This window comes from Kitasatospora sp. NPDC001664 (assembly GCF_053596675.1).
Genome location: NZ_JBSFGS010000014.1, coordinates 112,582 through 132,219, shown reverse-complemented (window position 1 = coordinate 132,219; position 19,638 = coordinate 112,582). Strand labels below are relative to the sequence as shown.

Here is a 19,638-nt window from a genome sequence, read left to right as displayed (position 1 = left end):
CTCCGGTTCTCGGGCGCAGACCTTCCAGTGTCCCGCATGCGGGTGGAAAAGGGTGACGGGTGCCCGGAACCGTCGTTGGGCAGGGCATGAAGAAGACGAATCGTCTGTTCGCCGCCGTCGCGCTCTCCGGGGCCGCGCTGGCCGCCGCCGCCGCTCCCGCCTCGGCGGCGGCGCCCGCCGGGATGCCGGACGTCTCCAAGGCCGGCGGGGTGTTCGGGCTGGTGGCGTTCACCGGGGCCGAGCTGCTGACCGGTGTCGACCCGACCCCGCCGGACCCGGAGACGCTGATGGAGCAGGCGAAGAAGCAGCAGCAGGAAGAGGCTGCGAAGAAGCAGCAGCAGAAGTAGGTCAGTCGAGCCAGACGTAGGCGGCGAACCGGCCGGTCTCCTGCTCCCGGCGGTGCGAGAAGAAGTCCTCGTCCTCGATGGTGCAGCGGTCGTCGTGCCGGATCTCCCCGACCCCGGCCCGGGTGAGCTGGGCGGTGATGCCGGCCCGGACGTCCAGGGCGGGGGTGCCCCGGCGGGTGGTCGAGCGCAGCTCGGGGAGCGCCTCGCAGGCCTCGTCCTGCATCGCCTGCGGCACCTCGTAGCAGCGGCCGCAGGCGAGCGGGCCGACCAGGGCGACCAGGTCGGCGGGTTCGCTGCCGCGGGCCGTCATCGCGGCGACCAGCGCGGGCGCCATGCCCGCCACCGTCCCGGCCCGGCCGGAGTGCGCGGCGCCGACCAGGCGGCGGACCGGGTCGCCGATCAGCACCGGCGCGCAGTCGGCCGCCAGCGCGACCAGGCCGAGGCCCGGCCGGTCGGTGACGATGCCGTCCAACGGCGGTGCGGTGCGCGGGTCGTAGGGCTCGGTGACGTAGGCGACCTCGGTGCCGTGCACCTGGCGCATCATCACCACCCGGGCCGGGTCCAGGCCGAGCTCGCGGGCGGTCAGCTCGCGGTTGCGGCGGACGTTCTCCGGGTCGTCGGCGGTGCGGCCGCCGAGGTTGCGGGAGTCGAACGGGGCCCGGCTCACCCCGCCGTGACGGTCCATCACGGCGTACCGGATACCGGGTGCGAGCTGCTCCATGGCTGGGCTCCTAGGGCTGGAGGGCGGTCTACTGGTCGGCGAGTTCGGCCACGCCGGTGATCCGGTGCAGGGCGAAGGTGCGCACCTCGTCGCTGAGGTGGTCGTACACGGTGACGAAGCCGCCCTCGACCTTGACCGGGTCGACCACCCGCTGGGAGGCCAGGCCCTCGGCGTTGACGTAGCCGATCCACATCCGCTCGCCCAGCAGCACCGCGGTCTGCAGCGCGGCCAGCGTGTCCGCCGCGGCGGTGCGCGGGAGTTGGCGCAGGTCGGTGCGGGCCGGACCGGTCTGCGGCCGGTCCGCGGCCGGCCCCGCGACGGTCTCGCGGCGGACGGCGGTGGCGGCCAGGTCCCCCGCCCGGACGGCCCGGACGGCGGCGGCGAGCAGCACCTCGTCCGGCACCGGCGGGCCGTCCGGCACCGGTACGGGCGCGGAGCGCGGCGGGGTGCGGTGGCTGTCGGGGTGGGTCAGCAGCACGTCGCCCTCGGCCGATTCGGCGGTCGGGGCGTAGCCCATCGAGCGGAGCACCGAGAGCAGTGTCTCCGGCCCGGCCTGGGCGGCCAGCACGGTGGGGGCCAGCAGCCGCAGCCGGAGCTCCCCGGCCCGCCGGTCGGCCAGCACCTCGGCGAGCAGGCCGGGGTCGTCGCAGCGCAGGTAGGAGGAGGCGGCGCCGACCCGGAGCACGCCGTGCCGCCGGGCCACGTCGTCGATCAGGTAGCTCAGCGGCTGCGGCACCGGGGTGCGGGAGTGCTGCGCCAGGAAGGCGTGCAGGTCGCCCGCCGTCCGCCCGGCGTCCAGGGCGCGGCGGACCGAGTCGGTGGTGAAGCGGTAGACGGTGGCGCCGCCCTTGGACTCGATCTCGGCGCACAGCGCCAGCGCCTGGGCCAGCGGGGTGAGCAGCGGGCCGGGGGCGATCGCGGTCAGGTCGGGCTGGAGGATGACGTGGTCCAGCGGCTGCGGCAGCAGCGGTTCCAGGACGGGCTCCGGATCGGCCCCGGTGAGCAGCGCGCGGGCGGGGGAGGCGAGCGCGCCCCGGCCGGTGACGCCGAGCGACTCGGCCTCCTGGAGCGCCCACTCGGTCAGGTGGTCGCGGAAGTCCCGGCCGTCGGGGCCCGCCGGGCCGCCGCGCAGCGGGCGCTGCCAGCGCAGCAGCGGCAGCAGGGCCCCGGCGTCGGCCGCCGAGCCGGGCGGCAGCGAGGCCAGCGCGGTGAGGGCGGCCCGGCGCACCGAGGGGGCCAGGGTGCGGTCCAGCTCGGGGCCGAGCGCGGCCCGGGTCTTGCCCTTGCCGTCGGGGGTGCCGGTCAGCCCGGCCACCCGGGTGGCGGCCAGCCAGCTGCGGGCCAGCAGGGCCCAGCGCTCGGGCGTCGGCTGCTGGAGCCAGAGGTCGTAGGCGGGGGTCGGTGCCCAGCGCTCGTCCGCCTCCCCGTCAGGAGCCAACAGGCCTGAGGTGTAGGCGAGTTCGAGCCAGAAGGCGGCGGTGGGCTCGGGGCAGTCCAGTAGCAGCGCGGCCCGCTTGAGGTCCCGGACGCCTAGGCCTCCGGCGCGCAGGGTGGGCGGCGGCTGCAGGCCCCAGGCCTCCAGCAGCTCCTCGACCGTGCGCACGGCGGTGTACGCCTGCCCGGCGGCGGTGGAGTCCACGGCCAGCGGATCGCGCTCGGCGGTGGGAGTGAGCACCGGCGGGGCGGGCTCGACCTCGCGGTGGCTGCGGCCACCGCGCAGGTGCAGCGCCAACTCCCGTGGCAGCACCACCGATCCGGGGCTGCTCGGCAGCAGCAGGCCGCGGGCCAGCAGCCACTCCACCGGGCTGCGGGCCTCCTCGGCGGTGACCTGCCGGGCCGCGTCCGGCACGGTGCCGGAGGGCGGCCCCCAGACCAGCTTCTCCAGCAGGGCGAGCGCACCGGCCGGTGCCTGCTCCAGCAGGGCGGTGCAGCGCTTGCGGTCCTGGAGCAGCGCGGTGAGCGCGGCCACGGCGGTGACCGGATCGGGGGTGGCCGGCAGCCCGGCGCCGTGCAGCAGCTGCTGCAGCCGGGCCGGGGACATCCCGGCGGTGGCGTCGGCCAGGGTCGGGCCCAGGCCCGTGCGGCCGGGGTTGGCGGCGGAGGGGGCGAGGGCCTCGCGGACCGCGATCACCAGGCGCAGCGCCGAGTCCGGGCCCCAGAGCAGGGCCTGGGAGCGCAGCGTCTCCAGGGCCGCGGGCAGCGCGGCGGTGATCGCGGCGCGGTCGGCCGGGGCGGCGCCCGGATGCGGCTTCACCCGGGCCGGGCCGGCCAGCAGCTGACGGAGCGTCGCCTCCGGGCAGCCGTCGGGCGCGGCGGCCAGCGCCTCGGCCGTCTGCAGGGTGAAGCGGTCCAGCCGCTCCAGCGCGCGCAGCGCGGAGGCCCGGGAGGAGAGCCGGGCGGACAGCTGGGTGAGGTCGGTGGGCACCGGGTTGAGCAGGTCGGGGCGGGCGTGCAGCAGCGTGGCCAGCGCCTCGTCGCTGCGGGCGCGCAGCTCTTCGGCGAGGGTGCGGGGCGCCTTGCTCTGCTGACCGGTCATCCGACCCAGACTAGTCGCCGCAGGGTTAAGAGGACAGAAACGGCGGTCGCACGGCCGGTGCGGGGCCGTGCGGCGGCGGGCTCCGTCCACAGGCTGGGGACAATCCCGACCGGGTGGCCGACCCGCTGACTGATCGGTGGTGCCGGGGGTACGGTCTGCCGTGTGGCGGATGGTGAGTGGTGGCGGGTGGACGGGCCCTGGCGGGTGCTCGGCGGACAGCGCTCGGGGGAGCCGGCCGGGGAGCCGGCCGGGGCGGCGGGTCCTGACGGGGTGTCCGATTCGGTGTACGCGCCCGAGGTGCCGGCGCCGGCCGCGCCGGTGACGCCTCCGGCGGTGCCGCCGCGTCCCTCGGAACCGCCCGCGCCGTCCGCGTCCCCCGAGCCGTCCGTGCCGTCCGTGCCGTCCGTGCCGCCGGGGCAGAGCGCCTTCCTGATCGCCCGGGCCGAGCGCGGTGGCCCGCCGCTGTCCGCGGCGGACTTCCCCGGCTGGGACAGCGTGGTCTTCGACTTCCCGGACGAGCGGGCCGCCGCGCCCGCCCCGGTGGTCCCGGAGCAGCGGACGGCGGAGCCGGAGCCCTCGGCGGCGGCCGATGCGGACGGTGCCGGGGCTTCTCCGGCCCCCCGACGCTCGTTCCTGACGGGGCGTCGGCCCTCGCCGCTGGTGCTGCTGGCCGCCGCGGTGCTGGTCGCCGGAGTCGTCACCGGGCAGCTGCTGGCCCTGCTCGCGGGCTGGGGGCTGGCCTACATCGCCCCGCGCCTGGGCCCGCTCACCCGCAAGTTCGCCGCCCTGGTGATCCCGCTGGGCACCATGACGGCCTCCTCGGTCTGGCAGTGGGGCCGCACCCAGGGCCGCTGGGGCGAACCGGCGCCGGCCGAGGAGCTGGGCCGCGCCGTCTGGGACGGCGCCCCGGGAGTCCTGCGCCTGGCCGGTGCCCTCACGGCGGTCTTCCTGCTGGTGGTCACCCTGCGCCGCCGCAAGCCCGCGGCAGAGGCGTGACGCCGGAGGCCACCCCGGGGGCGCGAGGAACTGCGCGAGTCGGAAGGCGGCTCACCTGCAACTGAGGGCACGTCAGCCAGTTGCAGGTGCTGCCGTTCCCCCGCGCGCAGTTCCTCGCGCCCCTGGTGTGACCACGTGCCCAGCCCTCGGGTCTTGCTGCCCGTGCGCGCCCGCGCGGCGGAGCCGCAGATCAGCAGAGCCTCGCGCCCCGGGATCACCACCTGGTGCGGTGCGCCCCCTGCCACACGGATCCGGCGTCAGCCGGTGAGGAGGCGTTGGAGTTCGGCGACGATCAGGTTGGCGCCGGTGTAGCCGATGCCCTGGTACCAGAGGCGGTCGTCGACGGGGAAGGCGCGGTGGGCCCGGACGGCGCCGAGGGACTGCCAGGCGGGGGAGGCCAGGACGGCGTCGGTGCCGGCCCGGGCGGGGTCGCCGTAGGTGGCGTAGAGCAGGAAGTCGCCGTCGGCCCGGCCGATCTGGTCGGGCGTCACCTCCACGTCGAAGGCGTCCACGTCCTGCTCCGGGGGCCGCCCGAGCCGGAGGTCGGCGAGCAGGGTGCCGGGGAAGTTCTGCCGCCCGTAGAGCCGGACGGTCGGCGAGCCCTCGACGAAGCGGACCAGGCTGATCCGGGCGCCGCCGTTCCCCGCCGCGCCGATCGCCTGGGCGGCCCGGCCGATGTGCCGCCCGTACTCGGCGGTGACGGCGTCGGCCTGCTGTTCGCGGCCGAGGGCGCGGGCGTGCACCCGGAAGTTGTCCTTCCACGGGTACCCGGTGGTGGCGGTGAGGACGGTGGGGCCGATGGCCCGCAGGTCCTCGTAGTGGGCGGCGTCCCGGGTCTGGTTGCCGAGCAGCAGCTCGGGGCGTTCGGCCCGGATCGCCGCGTAGTCGGGGCTGCCGACCGTCCCGGCGGAGCGGACGGGTGCCAGCCAGGCGGCCGGGAAGTAGTCGGGAAGGCCGGGGTCGGCCGCGGGGCGGGAGGCGGCGAGCGGGGGGATGCCGAGGGTGAAGGCGGAGTCGAGCTCCGCGGTGTCCAGGACCACCAGCCGGGTCGGCCCGCCGGGCACCTGGACCGGGCCGTTCGGGGTGTCCACGGTGACGGACGGGGTGGGGGAGGGGGAGATCTCGATCACGGGGTCGGTGGCGCGGGTGTCCGGCCGCTGGTCGGTGCAGCCGGTCAGCAGGACCGCGCCGAGCCCGGCGAGGGCGGCGCGGCGGGTGAGCTGACGTGGCATCGGGGCACCTCGGGCGGGGCGGCGGCGGGGGTCGCAGCCGATTATGTCCGAATTGCCGGTATTGATGGCGGTGAAAGGCCGTCAGTCCGCAAGCGTGCCGGGCGGTTCACGGGGCGGTCGACGGCAGTGCCTAGGGTGGAGGCATGGCACTCACCGTGGGGTTCGACCTCGACATGACGCTGCTGGACACGCGGCCGGGCATCAAGGCCACCTACGACGTCCTGTCGGCGATGACCGGCGTGGCGATCGACAGCGACCTGGTGGTCAGCAGGCTCGGCCCGCCGCTGGAGCGGGAGATCGCCAACTGGTTCCCCGCCGAGGCGGTCGCCGAGACGGCCACGCTCTACCGCCGCCTGTACCGGGAGCACGCGCTGCCCGGCACCCTGGTCCTGCCGGGCGCGAACGAGTCGCTGGCGGCGGTCCGGGCGGCGGGCGGCCGGGTGGCGGTGGTCACCGGGAAGTACGAGCCCAACGCCCGGCTCCAGCTGGACCACGTCGGCCTGACCGTCGACGTGCTGGTCGGCGACACCTGGGCCGAGACCAAGGGCGACGCGCTGCGCGAGCACGGAGCGAGCGTCTACGTCGGCGACCACTACGGCGACATCCGGGGCGCCCGGGCGGCCGGCGCGGTGGCGGTGGCCGTCGCCACCGGCCCGTACACGGCGGCCGAGCTGGGCGCGGCCGGGGCGGACGTGGTCCTGGAGGACCTGACGGCCTTCCCGGAGTGGCTGGCCGCCCACCTCGGCTAGGGGCCGTCCGCTAGGACTTCGCGGGCCGCTTCGCCCGGGCCTGGCGGAACATGCCGGTCAGGGCGAGGCCCAGGCCGAGCGGCATCAGCATCGAGATCCAGTAGGCGGCCGTCGGCAGCGGGGTGAGGTGGAGGAAGAGCGGTACGAAGGTCGCCAGGGTGGCCGCCGCGCCGATCAGGAAGACGACGGCGCCGGTCTTGACCAGCACGTCTCCGCGCTCGGTGGTGCTGCTGTTCACGGGGGACTCCTCGACGGGTGCGGCCGGCGGACCTCCCCAGTGTGGCAGCCGCCGGAGCTCGGCCCCGGGCGGGGGAGGGTCGTCCGCGACCTGACGGCCCGTCACCCAGCGGAGTTCCTCGGGGACGGAGTGTTTCGGGCCGCTGGTGGGCCGGGTATGCAGGACTCGCACGGGGCCGGTCCGGCGCCCCGCCGTCCCGACCGGGGGTGTCCGCCAGTGGAGAGCGCCGAGTCGCGCCCTGGCCGTGCCAGGCCCGGCGTGGTCACCGTCAGAGCCGTGTACCGGAAACCGGCTGCGCGCCGCTGAGCAGCTGACGGATCATTAGCATGCTGACCGGGCACGCCTGACGCGTTCGGCGCGGTCGGCCCGCCATCCACCCAGGGACCCCGGCGTTCGCCGGGGCCTCCCCGTACCCACATGAGGACTTTTCGAGATGCCCACCGGCCAGGTGAAGTGGTTCAACGAGACGAAGGGCTTCGGCTTCCTGTCGCGCGACGACGGCGGGGACGTGTTCGTCCACACCAAGGCGCTCCCCGCCGGGGTGACCGCGCTCCGGCCGGGGCAGCGGGTCGAGTTCGGCGTGGTGGCCGGTCACCGGGGTGACCAGGCCATGGCCGTCCAGCTGCTGGAGGCGCTGCCCTCGGTGGCCGCGGCCCAGCGCAAGAGCGCGGACGACATGGCCCCGATCGTGCAGGACCTGATCACCACCCTCGACGCGGTGCTGCCCGGCCTCCAGCACGGCCGCTACCCGGCCAAGCCGACCGGCCAGAAGCTGGCCGTGCTGCTGCGCGCGGTGGCCGACCAGTTCGACGTGTAGGCGTCCGACCCGCGAGCAGCGGTCAGAAGTCCAGCGCACCCGGGCCGATGGCGGGCACCAGCCCCTCGGCGGCGGCCCGGGTGAGCAGGCCGCGCACCGCCGCGTAGCCGGCCTCGCCCAGGTCGGCGGTGAACTCGTTGACGTAGAGCCCGATGTGCTGGTCCGCCACCGCCGGGTCCATCTCCTGCGCGTGCGCCAGCACGTACTCCCGGGAGGCCTCCGGGTCCTCCCAGGCCATCCGGACCGAGGTGCGGATCTGTTCCGCCAGCTCCGCCAGCCGCTCCGCGCCGAGCGAGCGGCGGGCCACGATGGCGCCCAGCGGGATCGGCAGGCCGGTGGCCAGCTCCCAGGCCTCGCCCATGTCGGCCAGCTTGTGCAGCCCGTAGTTCCGGTACGTGAAGCGGGCCTCGTGGATCACCAGGCCGGCGTCCACCTTGCCGTCCCGGACGGCGGGCATGATCTCGTGGAAGGGCAGCACCACGATCTCGCCGAAGCCGCCGGGCACCGCCTGCGCGGCCCAGAGGCGGAACAGCAGGTAGGCGGTCGAGCGCTCGCTCGGCACCGCCACCGTACGGCCCGTCAGCTGCTCCGGCGTCAGCTCCCCGGAGGTGAGCACCAGCGGGCCGCAGCCCCGGCCCAGCGCCCCGCCGCAGGGCAGCAGGGCGTACTCGTCCAGCACCCAGGGCAGCTGGCCGTAGCTGATCTTCAGCAGGTCCAGCTCCCCGCGCTCGGCCATCCCGTTGGTCACGTCGATGTCCGCGAAGGTCACCTCGGGCGCCTCGGCGCCCGGCACCAGGCCGTGGGCCCAGGCGTGGAAGACGAAGGTGTCGTTCGGGCAGGGCGAGTACGCGACGCGCAGGGTCACCGGGAGGCCTCCTCGATCAGGGCGCGGTACGGCAGGTGCAGGAAGGCGCGCTCCAGGGCGCCGAGCGCCTCGCCGATCCGCCAGGCGTCGCGGTCCCGGGGGCCGACCGCGTTGGAGACGGTGCGCAGCTCCAGCACCGGCACCCCGTAGCGGGCGGCGGCCTCGGCCACCCCGTGGCCCTCCATCGCCTCGGCCACCGCGTGCGGGTGACGGGCGGTCAGTGCGGCGGCCCGCTCGGCGGTGCCGGTCACGGTGGAGACGGTCAGCACGGTGCCGGTGGCGGCGTCCAGCGCGTCGGCGGCCAGCCGGACGGCGCCCGCCGGGGGCACGTGCCGGACGGCGCCGAAGCCCAGCTCGGCGACGCTGCGGAAGCCCTCCGGGGTCTCGGCGCCCAGGTCGCCGGCCACGATCTCCTCGGCCAGCACGGTCGAGCCGATCGGGGCCCGGGGCGCGAAGCCGCCGGCGATCCCGGCCGAGACCACCAGGTCGTACGGGTGCGCGGCCAGCACGGCGGCCACCGAGACGGCGGCCGCGACCGGGCCGACCCCGGCCACCAGCACGTCCACCTCGGTGCCGCTCGCGTGTTCGCTGCGGCGCAGCTCCCCGGCGGCCGCGGGGCCCTCCAGGGGGATCGGCCGGGCGCCGTCGCGCAGGCCGCGCAGCACCGCCTCGGCCTCCGCCGCAACGGCGACGGCGACCAGCAGCCGGGGGGTTCCCGGCCGCTGGCCGCCGTCTTCCTGAGGACTCGTCACTGCTCGGTGCCGGCGCCCGGCTGCTCGGCGCCGCCGCCGGCCGGGGCGCCCGCGGCGTCCTTGTTCTTGAGCTGGAAGTACCAGACGCCCAGGATGTCGCCGGTCTTCTCGTTCGCCTCGACGACGGTGACCAGGGTCTTCTCGCCGGAGGCGAGCAGGCCGATGGCCGGCAGCGAGCCGGAGTAGGTGGAGCCGGTGCGGGTCGCCGACAGGGTGGCGCGCTGCTGCTGGCCGCCGTCGGTGAAGGCGAACCAGCCCTTCTCGGCCACCTCCGGGTCGACGCCGACGCCGATCTTGTCGGAGACGGTGACGTCCGAGACCGGCAGCTCGCCCTTGGCCTTGGCCTTCAGGGCGGCGGCCTGGCACTTGGTCTGCGCGGCCTCGTCCAGCGGCTTGCCGTCGTTGTAGCAGAGCGGCGCGGCCTCGATCGAGGAGCGGCCGACCACCAGGGTGGCCTTGGGGGCGGACGGCTCGTCCTTCCCGGAGGCGTAGGCGATGGAACCGCCGACCGTGCCGGCGCCGATCACGACCACGGCGCCGAGGGCGGCGATGACACGGGTGCTGAGGCTCATGGCCCGAAGACTACCGGCCACACCCTCCCCGCGAACGTCCGGGTCGCCCGAACGGCGAGCACAACATCAGGAACGCGCCGCCGTCTGCCGGACCGTCAGCCCACCGAGCGCGGCCGTGCCGACGGGCGCGGCGAGGACCCCTTCAGGCGCAGCAGCGACCAGAGCGTCCAGAGCAGTGCGACCGTCAGCAGCGCGGCCGCCACCCCCAGCCCGAGCGAGCCGTCCAGCGGAAGGGTGATGCCCAGCGCGCCGCCCGCCACCCAGCTGAGCTGGAGCAGCGTCTCCGACCGGGCGAACGCCGAGGTCCGGACCGCCTCCGGGACGTCCCGCTGGATCAGCGCGTCCAGCGCCAGCTTGCCCAGCGAGGCGGCCGCCCCGGCGGTGGCCGCGACCAGGGCCACCGTCAGCAGCCCGTACCAGAGGGCCGCCGCGAAGGCCGCCGCGGTGGCCAGCAGCAGCGCGACGGTGACGATCGCCTCCGAGCGCCGGGTGCGCAGCCAGGACCCGAGCGCCGAACCGAGCGCGTTCCCCAGCCCGGCGCAGGCCGCCACCACGCCGATCGCCACCGTCGGCCGCAGCCCGGCCACCGGATCGCTGCGCAGCAGGAAGGCCAGGAACATCACCAGGAATCCGACCAGCGCCCGCAGCGAGGAGACCGCGCGCAGCGCCAGGATCACCGAGGGGCCGACCGTGCGCAGCCGGGCCCGGCCCGGGGCGTGCTCGGGGGTGTGCAGCACGGCCCGCTGCTCGCCCTTGGCCGAGTCCACCTGGTGCGGGAGGTGAAAGGCCATCAGGGTGCCCGCCACGAAGACCAGGAAGGCCCCGCGCAGCGGCCAGGCCGGTCCGATCAGGTGGAGCAGCCCGCCCACCCCGGCGCCCAGCATCCCGGCCATCAGCCCGGCCAGGGTCACCCGGGAGTTGGCCTTCACCAGGGACAGGCCCGGTGGCTGCAGGCGGGGCACCACCACGCTGCGCACCACCCCGTACGCCTTGGAGGCGACCAGCACCCCGAGCGCGGCGGGGTAGAGGGTGAGGCTCCCGCTGATCACCGGCCCGGCCATGGTCCACGAGAGCACCGCCCGGGCCAGCATCGACATCGCCACCGCGGACCGCCGGCCGTGCGGCATCCGGTCCAGCAGCGGCCCGATCACCGGGGCCAGCAGCGCGAACGGGGCCATGGTGACCAGCAGGTAGAGGGCCACCCGGCCGCGGGCCTCGCCGGTCGGCACCGAGAAGAAGACGGTGGAGGCCAGCGCGATGGCGATCAGCATGTCGCCGAAGGAGTTCAGGGCGTGCAGCTCGATCAGCTTGGCCAGGCCCGACTCGCCCGCGCCCTCGGCGGAGGTGGCCCGGCGGATCCGCCGCCCGGTGCCGTGCACCACCTTGCCGGTCCTGGACCCGGCGGCGGAGGCGCCGCGCAGCAGCAGACCGCGTCGGGGCGGCGTCCTGCCGCCCTCCGACGGCGACCCGTCGTCGCCGGTCGGCGGGACGGGTATCGGTGGGGTCTCGTCCGCCACACAGCCCATCCTGCCCGAGAAAGGGCCCGGTGACGCGGGACGGCGCGGAGATCCACGGGGCTCCGTCGGGTCCGGACGCGGAGCTCCGTCGGGTCCGGTCGCGGAGCCGGACTGTCCCGGGTGGCCGACCGGCGGGTAGCCTGCACTACGCGCGTGCACTGCCCGGTGGGCGGCGCGGCCGGTCACCGGAAGGAAGCGGGTCGCGCAGAATAGGGGTGACGGTGCCCGTGCGGCCGGGTCTCCCGGCAGGCCGACCCGTACGGGGCGGCGCCGACAGACCGTGGGCAAATGGGCCGCAGGCCACCGAACTTGGGAGAGAATCGACGCCGTGAGTGCTGCGATGCGAAGCCGTACCCCCGACCGGCTCTGTGCCGAGGCCGTCGAACTCGCCCGTCAGTCCGCCGTCGAGACGGTCGGCCAGGAGAGCGTCGGGGCCCACCTGGGTGCCCGCGCCGACGGCGAGCGGGTCGTCACCCACACCTTCGAGTGCCTGGACGCGGCCTACCGCGGCTGGCACTGGGCCGTGACGGTGGCCCGCGCCCCGCGCGCCAAGAACGTCACCCTGGACGAGACCGTGCTGCTGCCCGGCCCCGACGCGGTGCTCGCCCCGCAGTGGGTGCCGTGGAGCGAGCGGCTGCGGCCCGGCGACATGGGGCCGGGCGACCTGCTGCCCACCGACGCGGACGACCTCCGGCTGGAGCCGGGCTGGACGGGCGAGGACGAGCCGGCCCCCAACTCGGTGGCCGCCCTCGACGCCGCCGAGGACCTGGTGGTCGCCGCCGCCGACAGCGCGGTCACCCCCGCCCGCGGCAGCATCGGCGCGCTCGCCGAGGAGCTCGGCCTCGGCCGCTCCCGGGTGCTCTCCCGGATCGGCCTGCACCAGGCGGCCGACCGCTGGGAGACCGCCCACGGCCCGCAGACCCCGATGGCGCAGGCCGCCCCCGCGAACTGCACCAGCTGCGGCTTCCTGATCCCGATCGGCGGCTCGCTCGGGCAGGCCTTCGGCATCTGCGGCAACGAGTTCGGCCCCGCCGACGGCCAGGTCGTCTCCCTCGCCTACGGCTGCGGCGGCCACTCCGAGGCGGCCGTCATCCCGGCCCCGCCCGCCCCGGCCGAGCTCATCCTCGACGAGCTCCAGGTCGAACCCCTCCACCTCCACCCCGACCGCACCAGCGGCTCCGTCGAACCCGACGCCCCCACCGAGGAGCTCGGCCACTCCTGACCGGCCGCACCGGGTTGCGCCCCGCAGGGGCGCGGGGAACTGCGCGCGGGGGAACGGCAGCACCTGCAACTGGCTGACGATGGTTCAGTTGCAGGTGAGCCGCCTCCCGAAGCGCGCAGTTCCCCGTGCCCCCGGCATCACGTTCTCCCGCGCGTAGCCAGCTCCGTGTGCGGCCGCGCCTCCCCGGCGGGGGAGAATGCCTCCCTCAGCAGTCCAGGGGAAGGCGGCAGTGCAGTGGAGCCTCGGATCATCGGCAGCGGTAGTGACGGTCAGGCGGCCGATCCCTTCGACACGGCCACCCTGCGGCGCCGGGTGCTGGACGCCTGGACGGACGCCCCGGCCCGGTTCCGGGAGGACGCCAACGCCGAGGAGGAGCTGGCGCTCGGCGGCTACCGGGACCGGCTGATCGTGGAGTTGGCGCAGAACGCCGCCGACGCGGCGGCCCGGGCCGGCACCGGCCCCGGCCGGCTGCGGCTGACGCTGCGGGACGGCGTGCTCGCCGCGGCCAACACCGGCGCCCCGCTGGACGCCGCCGCGGTGGAGTCGCTCTCCACCCTGCGGGCCTCCTCCAAGCGCTCGGACGGGGCGCCGACCGTCGGCCGGTTCGGCGTCGGGTTCTCGGCGGTGCTGGCCGTCACCGACGAGCCGGCGGTGCTGGGTTCGCACGGCGGCGTCCGCTGGGACCTCGCGGAGGCGCAGGCGCTCACCGAGGCCCGGCCCGAGCTGGCGGAGGAGCTGCGCCGCCGGGAGGGCCACGTCCCGTTGCTGCGGCTGCCGTTCCCGGCCGAGGGGGCTGCGCCGTCCGGGTACGACACGGTGGTGGTGCTGCCGCTGCGGGACGCCGCCGCCGAGGACCTGACCCGCCGCCTGCTGGCCGGGATCGACGACGCGCTGCTGCTCACCCTGCCCGGTCTGGGCGAGGTCACCGTGGAGACGCCGGAGGGCGTCCGCAGCCTGACCAGGGAGGCCGACGGGCAGCAGCCGGAGGGTATCGGCACCGTCACCCTGACCGACGGCGACCGGACCACCACCTGGCAGACCGTCACCCTGTCGGGCGCCACGGCCGCCGAGCTGCTGACGGACCGTCCGACCGAGGAGCGGGCCCGCCCGTTCTGGTCGGTGACCTGGGCGGTGCCGGTGGACGCGGCGGGCGTCCCGCAGCCGCTGACCACCGCGCCGGTGGTGCACGCGCCGACGCCCAGCGACGAGCCGCTCGGCGTGCCGGCGCTGCTGATCGCCGGGTACCCGTTGGACTCCACCCGCCGGCACGTCGCGCCCGGCCCGCTCACCGACTTCCTGACCGAGCGGGCCGCCGACGCCTACGCGGACCTGCTCCGGGCCCGCGGCGCGGACCTCGGGTCGCTCGGCCTGGTGCCGGGCCCGCTGGGCGGGGGCGCGCTGGACAACGGGCTGCGCGCCGCGATCCTGCGGCGGCTGCCGGGCACCCCGTTCCTGCCGCACCCGGCCCCGGTGGAGGAGGGCACCCCGGCGCTGCGCCCGCGTGACGCGACGGTGCTGGAGGGTGCCGACCGCAGTGTGGTGGAGGCGCTGGCGCCGATCTTCCCGGGCCTGCTGCCGGCCGGCCTGGAGCGGCGGACCGAGCTGCGGGTGCTGGAGGTGCGCCGGGTGCCGCTGGCCGAGGTGGTCGACCAGCTCGGCGGCCTGGAGCGCGAGCCGGCCTGGTGGCGCAACCTCTACGCGGCGCTCGGCGGGGCCGATCCCGAGGCGCTGGGCGCGCTGCCGGTGCCGCTGGCGGACGGCCGGACGGTGACCGGGCCGCGCCGGGTGCTGCTGCCCTCGGAGCCGTCCGACTGGGAGGGCTACGAGGGCTACCCCGAGAGCCTGGCCGAGGCGCTCGGGCTGCTGGACCTGCGACTGGCCCACCCGGAGGCCGCGCACCCGCTGCTGGCCAAGCTCGGCGCGGGCACGGCCACCCCGGCCGGGGTGCTGGACACCCCCGAGGTGCGGGCCGCGGTGGCCCGTTCGCTGGAGCTCGGCGAGGACGACTTCGAGGCCGCGGTGGACCTGGCCGACGCGGTGCTGGCCCTGGTGAAGGCGGCCGGGGCCACCGCGGGCGAGCACCCGTGGCTGGCCCGGCTGGCGCTGCCGGACGACGAGGGCGAGCTGTCCCGCGCCGGTGAGCTGATCCTGCCCGACTCCCCGCTCGCCGCGCTGGCCCGGGAGGAGGACGCCGGGTACGTGGACGAGGACCTGCTGGAGCGCTGGGGCCCCGAAGTCCTGGCCGCGGCGGGCGCGTTGAGCGCCTTCGTGCTGGTGCGGGCCGAGGACGTGGTGCTCGACCCGGACGACCTGGAGCGCCTCGACCCGACCGCCCCCGCCGACCGCGCGGCGGGTGGCCGTCCGACCGGCCTGCTGGACGAGGCCCCGGACGGTCTGGCCGAGTGGTGCGAGGACGCTCTGGAGTCCCTGCATGCCGACGACAGCGGGGAGTTGGGCGTGCCGCCGGTGGCCGCCGAGCTGCTCGCGGTGCGCGACCTGGACCTGGTGGACGACGCCGCCTGGCCCGAGGCGCTGGCCCTGCTGGCCCGCCCGCCGTACCGGGACGCGGTGGTCACCCCCGTACGGACCCTGCTGCCGGACGGCCGGTACGTGGACCTCCCGCCGTACACCGCCTGGTGGCTGCGCGACCACCCGGTGCTGGACGGCCGGGAGCCCGCCGGGCTGCGCGCGGCCGGGGCCGACCCGCTGCTGCGGGGCCTGTACGACGAGGCCCGCACCACGCTGGACGAGACCTTCCTGCACGCGCTCGGGGTGCGCACCACGCTGGCCGCGCTGCTGGCCGAGCCGCACGGTCCGGAGGAGCTGCTGGACCGGCTGACCGATCCGGCCTCCTTCGTGAGCCACCGTCAGCTGCACGGCATCCACACGGCGTTGGCGTCGGTGGCGGCCGAGCGGATCGAGCCGCTGGACACCGTGCGGGCCGTGCCGCCGATGGATCCGGAGACCGGCCGCCGCCCGGACGAGACCGTGCTGGTGGACGCCACCGAGGCGGTGGTGGCGGACGCCCCGGACTTGGTGGAGCTGCTGCACGACCACCCGCTGCTGCCGGTGGACCCTTCGCTGGCACCGGAGTTGGCCGAGCGGCTGCACGTCTCGCTGGCCAGCGAGGTGGCCGGCGGCCGGGTGCTCTCCGAGGGCACCCTGCACCGGACCCCGCCGGTGGTGCGGGAGTTGCTGCCCGGCTGCCCGGCCGTCTACGAGGAGCACGAGGAGCTCCTGGTGGTCGGCCCGGACGGCGGCGAGGCGGCGGTGGCCTGGCGCTGGGACGGCGCGGGCCAGGCGCCCGAGCTGCCCTACGACCCGGAGGAGGCCGAAGCCGGCGACGAGGACGACGAGTTCGAGGTCCCGCCGGTGCCCGGTCTGCTGCACGCCGCCACCCCCGAGGGGCTGGCGGCCGGCCTGGCCTGGTCGGTCGGCCAGTGGCACCGCCGCTTCGAGGTGCTGGCCGCGCTCACCGAGCCGGAGCGCGCGTACGAGCTGCTGGCGGCGCGCGACTACGAGTGAGAGGGGTGCGCACACGAACCTTCATGTGCGCGGAGGGGGACGGTTCGGCTAGCTTCGCGGGCATGACGAGCGCGAACGAGACGACCGTCCCCGTCCTCCCCTGTGCCGCCGTCGACGAGACGGTGGAGTTCCTGGAAGCCCTCGGCTTCGAGGTGACGTACCGCCAGACCCGCCCCTACCTCTACCTGGCCTTCGAGCGCGGCGGAGTCCACCTGCACTACGCCAAGCCGCCGGTGGGCCACGACCCCGCCGCCGAGGACGGCGGCGCCTGCCTGGTGTTCGTCGACCGGGTGGCCCCGTACCACGCGGATTTCAAGGCCGGGCTGAAGGCGCACTACGGCCGGGTGCCCTCCACCGGCCGGCCCCGGATCACCCGCTACCGGGAGGGCGCCAGCCGGTTCACCCTGGTGGACCCGTCCGGCAACTCGCTGATCTTCATCCAGCGGGACGAGCCGATGGAGCTGGAGTACGGCGGATCGTCCGAACTCACCGGCCTGGCAAAGGCCTTGGACAACGCCCGGATCCTGGTCGAGTTCAAGAACGACGACCGGGCGGCCTTCCGGGCGCTCTGCTCGGCCTACCGGCGGCACGCGGCGGCGGCCGAGCCGGAGACGCGGGCCGCCGCGGTGGCCGAACTCACCGACCTGGCAGGCCGGTTGGGAGAACAGGAGAAGCTCGCCTCCGTACTGGCCGGCGGCTAGCCCGCCTCGCCGGTGCGCTTGACGATCACCCGCCAGACCACCTCCAGCAGCAGCCCGGCCGCCACCGCGATGGCGACGCCGATCCACGGGTCGCGGGTGCCGGCCAGCGAGAGCTGGAAGAAGTCGGAGAGCCACGGCACCCACAGGACGAGGGCGAAGGCGCCGCCCATGGTGCCGATCAGGGCCAGCCGCCACCAGGTGTAGGGGCGGGCCACGATGGCCAGCACCCAGATGGCGACCAGGAAGAGGGTCAGGGTGGCCACGCTGGTGTCGGCCTTGAGGTCGGTGGCGTGGTTGGCCCGGGCCAGCATGTAGGCGGTGAAGGTGGCCGTCCCGGCGATCGCCCCGCCCGGGACGGCGAGCCGCAGCACCCGGCGGACGAAGCCGGTCCTGGCCCGCTCGTTGTTGGGGGCCAGCGCCAGGAAGAAGGCCGGGATGCCGATGGTCAGCGAGGAGAGCACGGTGGAGTGCCGCGGCAGGAACGGGTACGGCACGTGGGTGAAGACCACCAGCAGGGCGAGCAGCACCGAGTAGACCGTCTTCACCAGGAAGAGGTTGGCCACCCGCTCGATGTTGCCGATCACCCGGCGGCCCTCGGCCACCACCGAGGGCAGGGTGGCGAAGGAGTCGTTCAGCAGCACGATCTGGGCCACCGCCCGGGTGGCCTCGCTGCCGGAGCCCATCGCCACGCCGATGTCGGCGTCCTTGAGCGCCAGGACGTCGTTGACGCCGTCGCCGGTCATCGCCACGGTGCGGCCGCGGGACTGCATCGCGCCGACCAGCTCGCGTTTCTGCTGGGGCGTCACCCGGCCGTAGACGGTGGTGTTCTCGGCGACCTCGGCCAGTTCCTCCGGGTCGGTCGGCAGTGTCCGGGCGTCCAACGGCCGCTCCGCGCCCGGGAGTCCGAGGTGGGCGGCGACCGCGCCGACCGAGACGGCGCTGTCGCCGGAGATGACCTTGGCCTCGACCTTCTGGCTCTCGAAGTACCGCAGGGTGTCGGCGGCGTCGCCGCGCAGCCGCTGCTGGAGCACCACCAGGCCGAGCGGCTGCAGGGCGGCGGCCGGGTCCTCGTCCAGCGCGCTCTCGCTGCGGCCGAGCAGCAGCACCCGCAGTCCGCGCGATCCCAGCTCGTCCACCTCGGTGAGCGCCGGGTGCCCGGCGGGCAGCAGCACGTCCGGGGCGCCGAGCAGCCAGCTGGCCTCGGTGCCGGCCGGCTCCAGCATCCGCACCCCGCTCCACTTGCGGGCGGAGGAGAACGGAACGGCCTCCAGCACCCGCCAGCGCTCGCCCGCGCCGTTGCCGTAGGCGTCGATGACCGCCTGCATGCTGGGGTTGGGCCGGGCGTCCGCGCCGCCCATCGCGCCGAGCGCCTGCCGGAGCACGTCCGGGTCGTTCAGCAGGTGGTTGGCGAGCGGGGCCTCGGGGCTCAGGTGCGGGTCGGCACCGTCCAGGGTGCGCAGCTCGACCACGTCCATGCCGCCCTCGGTGAGGGTGCCGGTCTTGTCCAGGCAGACGGTGTCCACCCGGGCCAGCCCCTCGATCGCGGGCAGCTCCTGCACCAGGCACTGCTTGCGGCCGAGCCGGATCACGCCGATGGCGAAGGCCACCGAGGTGAGCAGCACCAGCCCCTCGGGGACCATCGGCACGATGCCGGCCACCATCCGGCGGACCGCCTCGCGCCAGTCGTTCTTCTCCACCGCGAGCTGACTGACGATCAGGCCGATCGCGGTCGGCACCAGCAGCCAGGTGATGAACTTGAGGATGGAGTCGATGCCGCTGCGCAGCTCCGACTTGACCAGGGTGAACCGGCTGGCCTCCTCGGCCAGCTGGGCCGCGTAGGCCTCCCGGCCGACCTTGGTGGCGGTGAAGGCGCCGGCCCCGGCGACCACGAAGCTGCCGGACATCACCTGGGCGCCGGGGTGCTTGAGCACCGGGTCGGGCTCGCCGGTGAGCAGCGACTCGTCGATCTCCAGGCCGTCCGCCTCGGTGACCACGCCGTCGACGATCACCTTGTCGCCGATGCCGAGCAGCACGGTGTCGTCCAGCACGATCCCGGCCACCGGGACCTGCTGGGCGGTGCCGTCCCGGCGGACCTGCGGCTTGGCCTCGCCGATCAGCGCCAGCCCGTCGAGGGTCTTCTTGGCGCGCAGCTCCTGGATGATGCCGATCGCCGTGTTGGCCACGATGACCAGGCCGAACAGACCGTCCTGGATCGGCCCCACCACCAGGATGATGCCGAACATGATCCCGATGATCGCGTTGAACCGGGTGAAGACGTTGGCCCGGACGATCTCCTTGACGGACCGGCTGGAGCGCACCGGCACGTCGTTGACCTGACCGCGGGCCACCCGTTCGGCGACCTCGGCGGAGCTCAGCCCGCCCCGGCGGGCCGGTCCGCCGCCGATCGCTGACGCACCTTCAGGCCGGGCGTCCCCGTCGGGGTCGGTCGCCGTGTTCTCCGCGGGATGGGTCATGGGACCGACTCTAGGTGGGCGATTTGTCCGGTGCGCCCTCCTGAGGTGCTATTCGGTCCGTCCGAGTGGCGGGGTGTCAGCCCTCGGTCGCGGACGCCCCGTCGGCCCCGGCGGCCTCGGCGGCCCGGGCCCGGCGGATCGCGTCGCGGCGGGCCCGGCAGTACCAGAGGCCGATCAGCCCGAGACCGGCGCCGGCCAGGCAGATCCACGGCCAGCGCCCGTGCCCGTTCTGCTCCAGCGTCGAGTGGAAGGGGACGAGCACCAGGAAGGCGAGGAACCAGAGCGCCGTGCCGCCGCCGACGATCGCGACGTCGTTGGCTTCCAGGGGCGGGGGAGAGGGGCGGACAGCGGTCTTCGGCATGCGGCCCAGGGTA

The 19,638-nt window shown here is 75.7% G+C and carries 17 protein-coding genes; 7 read left to right on the top strand and 10 right to left on the bottom strand.

Annotated features, from left to right (window positions below):
- Positions 1-86: 86 nt before the first annotated feature.
- Complete coding sequence (locus ACWCYY_RS21190) at positions 87-347, top strand: hypothetical protein (RefSeq protein ID WP_345283730.1); 261 nt, start codon at positions 87-89, stop codon at positions 345-347.
- A gap of 1 nt (position 348) precedes the next feature.
- Here ACWCYY_RS21190 and pgeF read toward each other — a convergent pair whose 3' ends face one another.
- Both pgeF and ACWCYY_RS21180 read right to left on the bottom strand, forming a co-directional pair.
- Positions 349-1,068, bottom strand: coding sequence for a peptidoglycan editing factor PgeF (gene pgeF / locus ACWCYY_RS21185; protein ID WP_345283732.1), 720 nt, complete (start codon positions 1,066-1,068; stop codon positions 349-351).
- 28 nt (positions 1,069-1,096) lie between these two features.
- A complete protein-coding gene (locus tag ACWCYY_RS21180) occupies positions 1,097-3,604 on the bottom strand; it encodes a helicase-associated domain-containing protein (protein WP_449796921.1) in 2,508 nt (835 codons plus the stop codon).
- Between the two features lie 162 nt (positions 3,605-3,766).
- Between ACWCYY_RS21180 and ACWCYY_RS21175 the strand changes: the two genes are divergently transcribed.
- Complete coding sequence (locus ACWCYY_RS21175; RefSeq protein ID WP_449796920.1) at positions 3,767-4,600, top strand: hypothetical protein; 834 nt, start codon at positions 3,767-3,769, stop codon at positions 4,598-4,600.
- 257 nt (positions 4,601-4,857) lie between these two features.
- On the opposite strand, the gene ACWCYY_RS21170 is transcribed toward ACWCYY_RS21175, so the two are convergent.
- A complete protein-coding gene (locus ACWCYY_RS21170; RefSeq protein WP_449796919.1) occupies positions 4,858-5,832 on the bottom strand; it encodes an ABC transporter substrate-binding protein in 975 nt (324 codons plus the stop codon).
- Positions 5,833-5,975: 143 nt separating this feature from the next.
- Here ACWCYY_RS21170 and ACWCYY_RS21165 point away from each other — a divergent pair, with 143 nt between their 5' ends.
- Positions 5,976-6,581, top strand: coding sequence for an HAD family hydrolase (locus ACWCYY_RS21165; protein WP_345283740.1), 606 nt, complete (start codon positions 5,976-5,978; stop codon positions 6,579-6,581).
- 10 nt (positions 6,582-6,591) lie between these two features.
- Here ACWCYY_RS21165 and ACWCYY_RS21160 read toward each other — a convergent pair whose 3' ends face one another.
- Positions 6,592-6,819, bottom strand: coding sequence for a hypothetical protein (locus ACWCYY_RS21160; RefSeq protein WP_345283742.1), 228 nt, complete (start codon positions 6,817-6,819; stop codon positions 6,592-6,594).
- 433 nt (positions 6,820-7,252) lie between these two features.
- Here ACWCYY_RS21160 and ACWCYY_RS21155 point away from each other — a divergent pair, with 433 nt between their 5' ends.
- Positions 7,253-7,636, top strand: coding sequence for a cold-shock protein (locus tag ACWCYY_RS21155; RefSeq protein WP_345283744.1), 384 nt, complete (start codon positions 7,253-7,255; stop codon positions 7,634-7,636).
- Between the two features lie 22 nt (positions 7,637-7,658).
- On the opposite strand, the gene ACWCYY_RS21150 is transcribed toward ACWCYY_RS21155, so the two are convergent.
- The 4 genes from ACWCYY_RS21150 to ACWCYY_RS21135 form a co-directional block, all read right to left on the bottom strand.
- On the bottom strand, positions 7,659-8,501 hold the full coding sequence (locus tag ACWCYY_RS21150) for a 1,4-dihydroxy-6-naphthoate synthase (protein ID WP_449796918.1): 843 nt from the start codon (positions 8,499-8,501) through the stop codon (positions 7,659-7,661).
- Complete coding sequence (locus ACWCYY_RS21145; protein WP_345283748.1) at positions 8,498-9,253, bottom strand: futalosine hydrolase; 756 nt, start codon at positions 9,251-9,253, stop codon at positions 8,498-8,500. Before ACWCYY_RS21145 ends, ACWCYY_RS21150 begins: the two co-directional genes overlap by 4 nt.
- The gene (locus ACWCYY_RS21140; RefSeq protein WP_449796917.1) at positions 9,250-9,825 is read right to left on the bottom strand and encodes a hypothetical protein; all 576 of its coding nucleotides are present in this window, start codon (positions 9,823-9,825) and stop codon (positions 9,250-9,252) included. The genes ACWCYY_RS21145 and ACWCYY_RS21140 overlap by 4 nt, the downstream gene beginning before the upstream one ends.
- A 95-nt stretch (positions 9,826-9,920) precedes the next feature.
- Entirely contained in the window at positions 9,921-11,351 is a 1,431-nt protein-coding gene (locus tag ACWCYY_RS21135) for an MFS transporter (protein ID WP_380149446.1), read from the bottom strand.
- Positions 11,352-11,682: 331 nt separating this feature from the next.
- On the opposite strand from ACWCYY_RS21135, the gene ACWCYY_RS21130 reads away from it, so the two are divergent.
- The 3 genes from ACWCYY_RS21130 to ACWCYY_RS21120 all read left to right on the top strand — a co-directional run bounded on the left by ACWCYY_RS21130 (position 11,683) and on the right by ACWCYY_RS21120 (position 16,790).
- Positions 11,683-12,564 (top strand): DUF3027 domain-containing protein, encoded by an 882-nt coding sequence (locus ACWCYY_RS21130; protein ID WP_345283752.1) that lies wholly within the window; start codon positions 11,683-11,685, stop codon positions 12,562-12,564.
- A gap of 234 nt (positions 12,565-12,798) precedes the next feature.
- The gene (locus ACWCYY_RS21125; RefSeq protein WP_449796916.1) at positions 12,799-16,089 is read left to right on the top strand and encodes a sacsin N-terminal ATP-binding-like domain-containing protein; all 3,291 of its coding nucleotides are present in this window, start codon (positions 12,799-12,801) and stop codon (positions 16,087-16,089) included.
- 62 nt (positions 16,090-16,151) lie between these two features.
- The gene (locus ACWCYY_RS21120) at positions 16,152-16,790 is read left to right on the top strand and encodes a glyoxalase (RefSeq protein ID WP_449796915.1); all 639 of its coding nucleotides are present in this window, start codon (positions 16,152-16,154) and stop codon (positions 16,788-16,790) included.
- On the opposite strand, the gene ACWCYY_RS21115 is transcribed toward ACWCYY_RS21120, so the two are convergent.
- Both ACWCYY_RS21115 and ACWCYY_RS21110 read right to left on the bottom strand, forming a co-directional pair.
- Positions 16,787-19,264 (bottom strand): HAD-IC family P-type ATPase, encoded by a 2,478-nt coding sequence (locus tag ACWCYY_RS21115; protein ID WP_345283757.1) that lies wholly within the window; start codon positions 19,262-19,264, stop codon positions 16,787-16,789. The genes ACWCYY_RS21120 and ACWCYY_RS21115 overlap by 4 nt on opposite strands.
- A gap of 76 nt (positions 19,265-19,340) precedes the next feature.
- The gene (locus tag ACWCYY_RS21110; protein WP_345283758.1) at positions 19,341-19,625 is read right to left on the bottom strand and encodes a DUF2530 domain-containing protein; all 285 of its coding nucleotides are present in this window, start codon (positions 19,623-19,625) and stop codon (positions 19,341-19,343) included.
- Between the last annotated feature and the right edge of the window lie 13 nt (positions 19,626-19,638).

Excerpts from the sequence above, each read along its gene's own strand:
- ACWCYY_RS21190 (WP_345283730.1), top strand. The coding sequence starts at position 87 with ATGAAGAAGACGAATCGTCTGTTCGCCGCCGTCGCGCTCTCCGGGGCC.
- pgeF (WP_345283732.1), bottom strand. The coding sequence starts at position 1,068 with ATGGAGCAGCTCGCACCCGGTATCCGGTACGCCGTGATGGACCGTCAC.
- ACWCYY_RS21180 (WP_449796921.1), bottom strand. The coding sequence starts at position 3,604 with ATGACCGGTCAGCAGAGCAAGGCGCCCCGCACCCTCGCCGAAGAGCTG.
- ACWCYY_RS21170 (WP_449796919.1), bottom strand. The coding sequence starts at position 5,832 with ATGCCACGTCAGCTCACCCGCCGCGCCGCCCTCGCCGGGCTCGGCGCG.
- ACWCYY_RS21165 (WP_345283740.1), top strand. The coding sequence starts at position 5,976 with ATGGCACTCACCGTGGGGTTCGACCTCGACATGACGCTGCTGGACACG.
- ACWCYY_RS21155 (WP_345283744.1), top strand. The coding sequence starts at position 7,253 with ATGCCCACCGGCCAGGTGAAGTGGTTCAACGAGACGAAGGGCTTCGGC.
- ACWCYY_RS21140 (WP_449796917.1), bottom strand. The coding sequence starts at position 9,825 with ATGAGCCTCAGCACCCGTGTCATCGCCGCCCTCGGCGCCGTGGTCGTG.
- ACWCYY_RS21135 (WP_380149446.1), bottom strand. The coding sequence starts at position 11,351 with ATGGGCTGTGTGGCGGACGAGACCCCACCGATACCCGTCCCGCCGACC.
- ACWCYY_RS21130 (WP_345283752.1), top strand. The coding sequence starts at position 11,683 with ATGCGAAGCCGTACCCCCGACCGGCTCTGTGCCGAGGCCGTCGAACTC.
- ACWCYY_RS21120 (WP_449796915.1), top strand. The coding sequence starts at position 16,152 with ATGACGAGCGCGAACGAGACGACCGTCCCCGTCCTCCCCTGTGCCGCC.
- ACWCYY_RS21115 (WP_345283757.1), bottom strand. The coding sequence starts at position 19,264 with ATGACCCATCCCGCGGAGAACACGGCGACCGACCCCGACGGGGACGCC.
- ACWCYY_RS21110 (WP_345283758.1), bottom strand. The coding sequence starts at position 19,625 with ATGCCGAAGACCGCTGTCCGCCCCTCTCCCCCGCCCCTGGAAGCCAAC.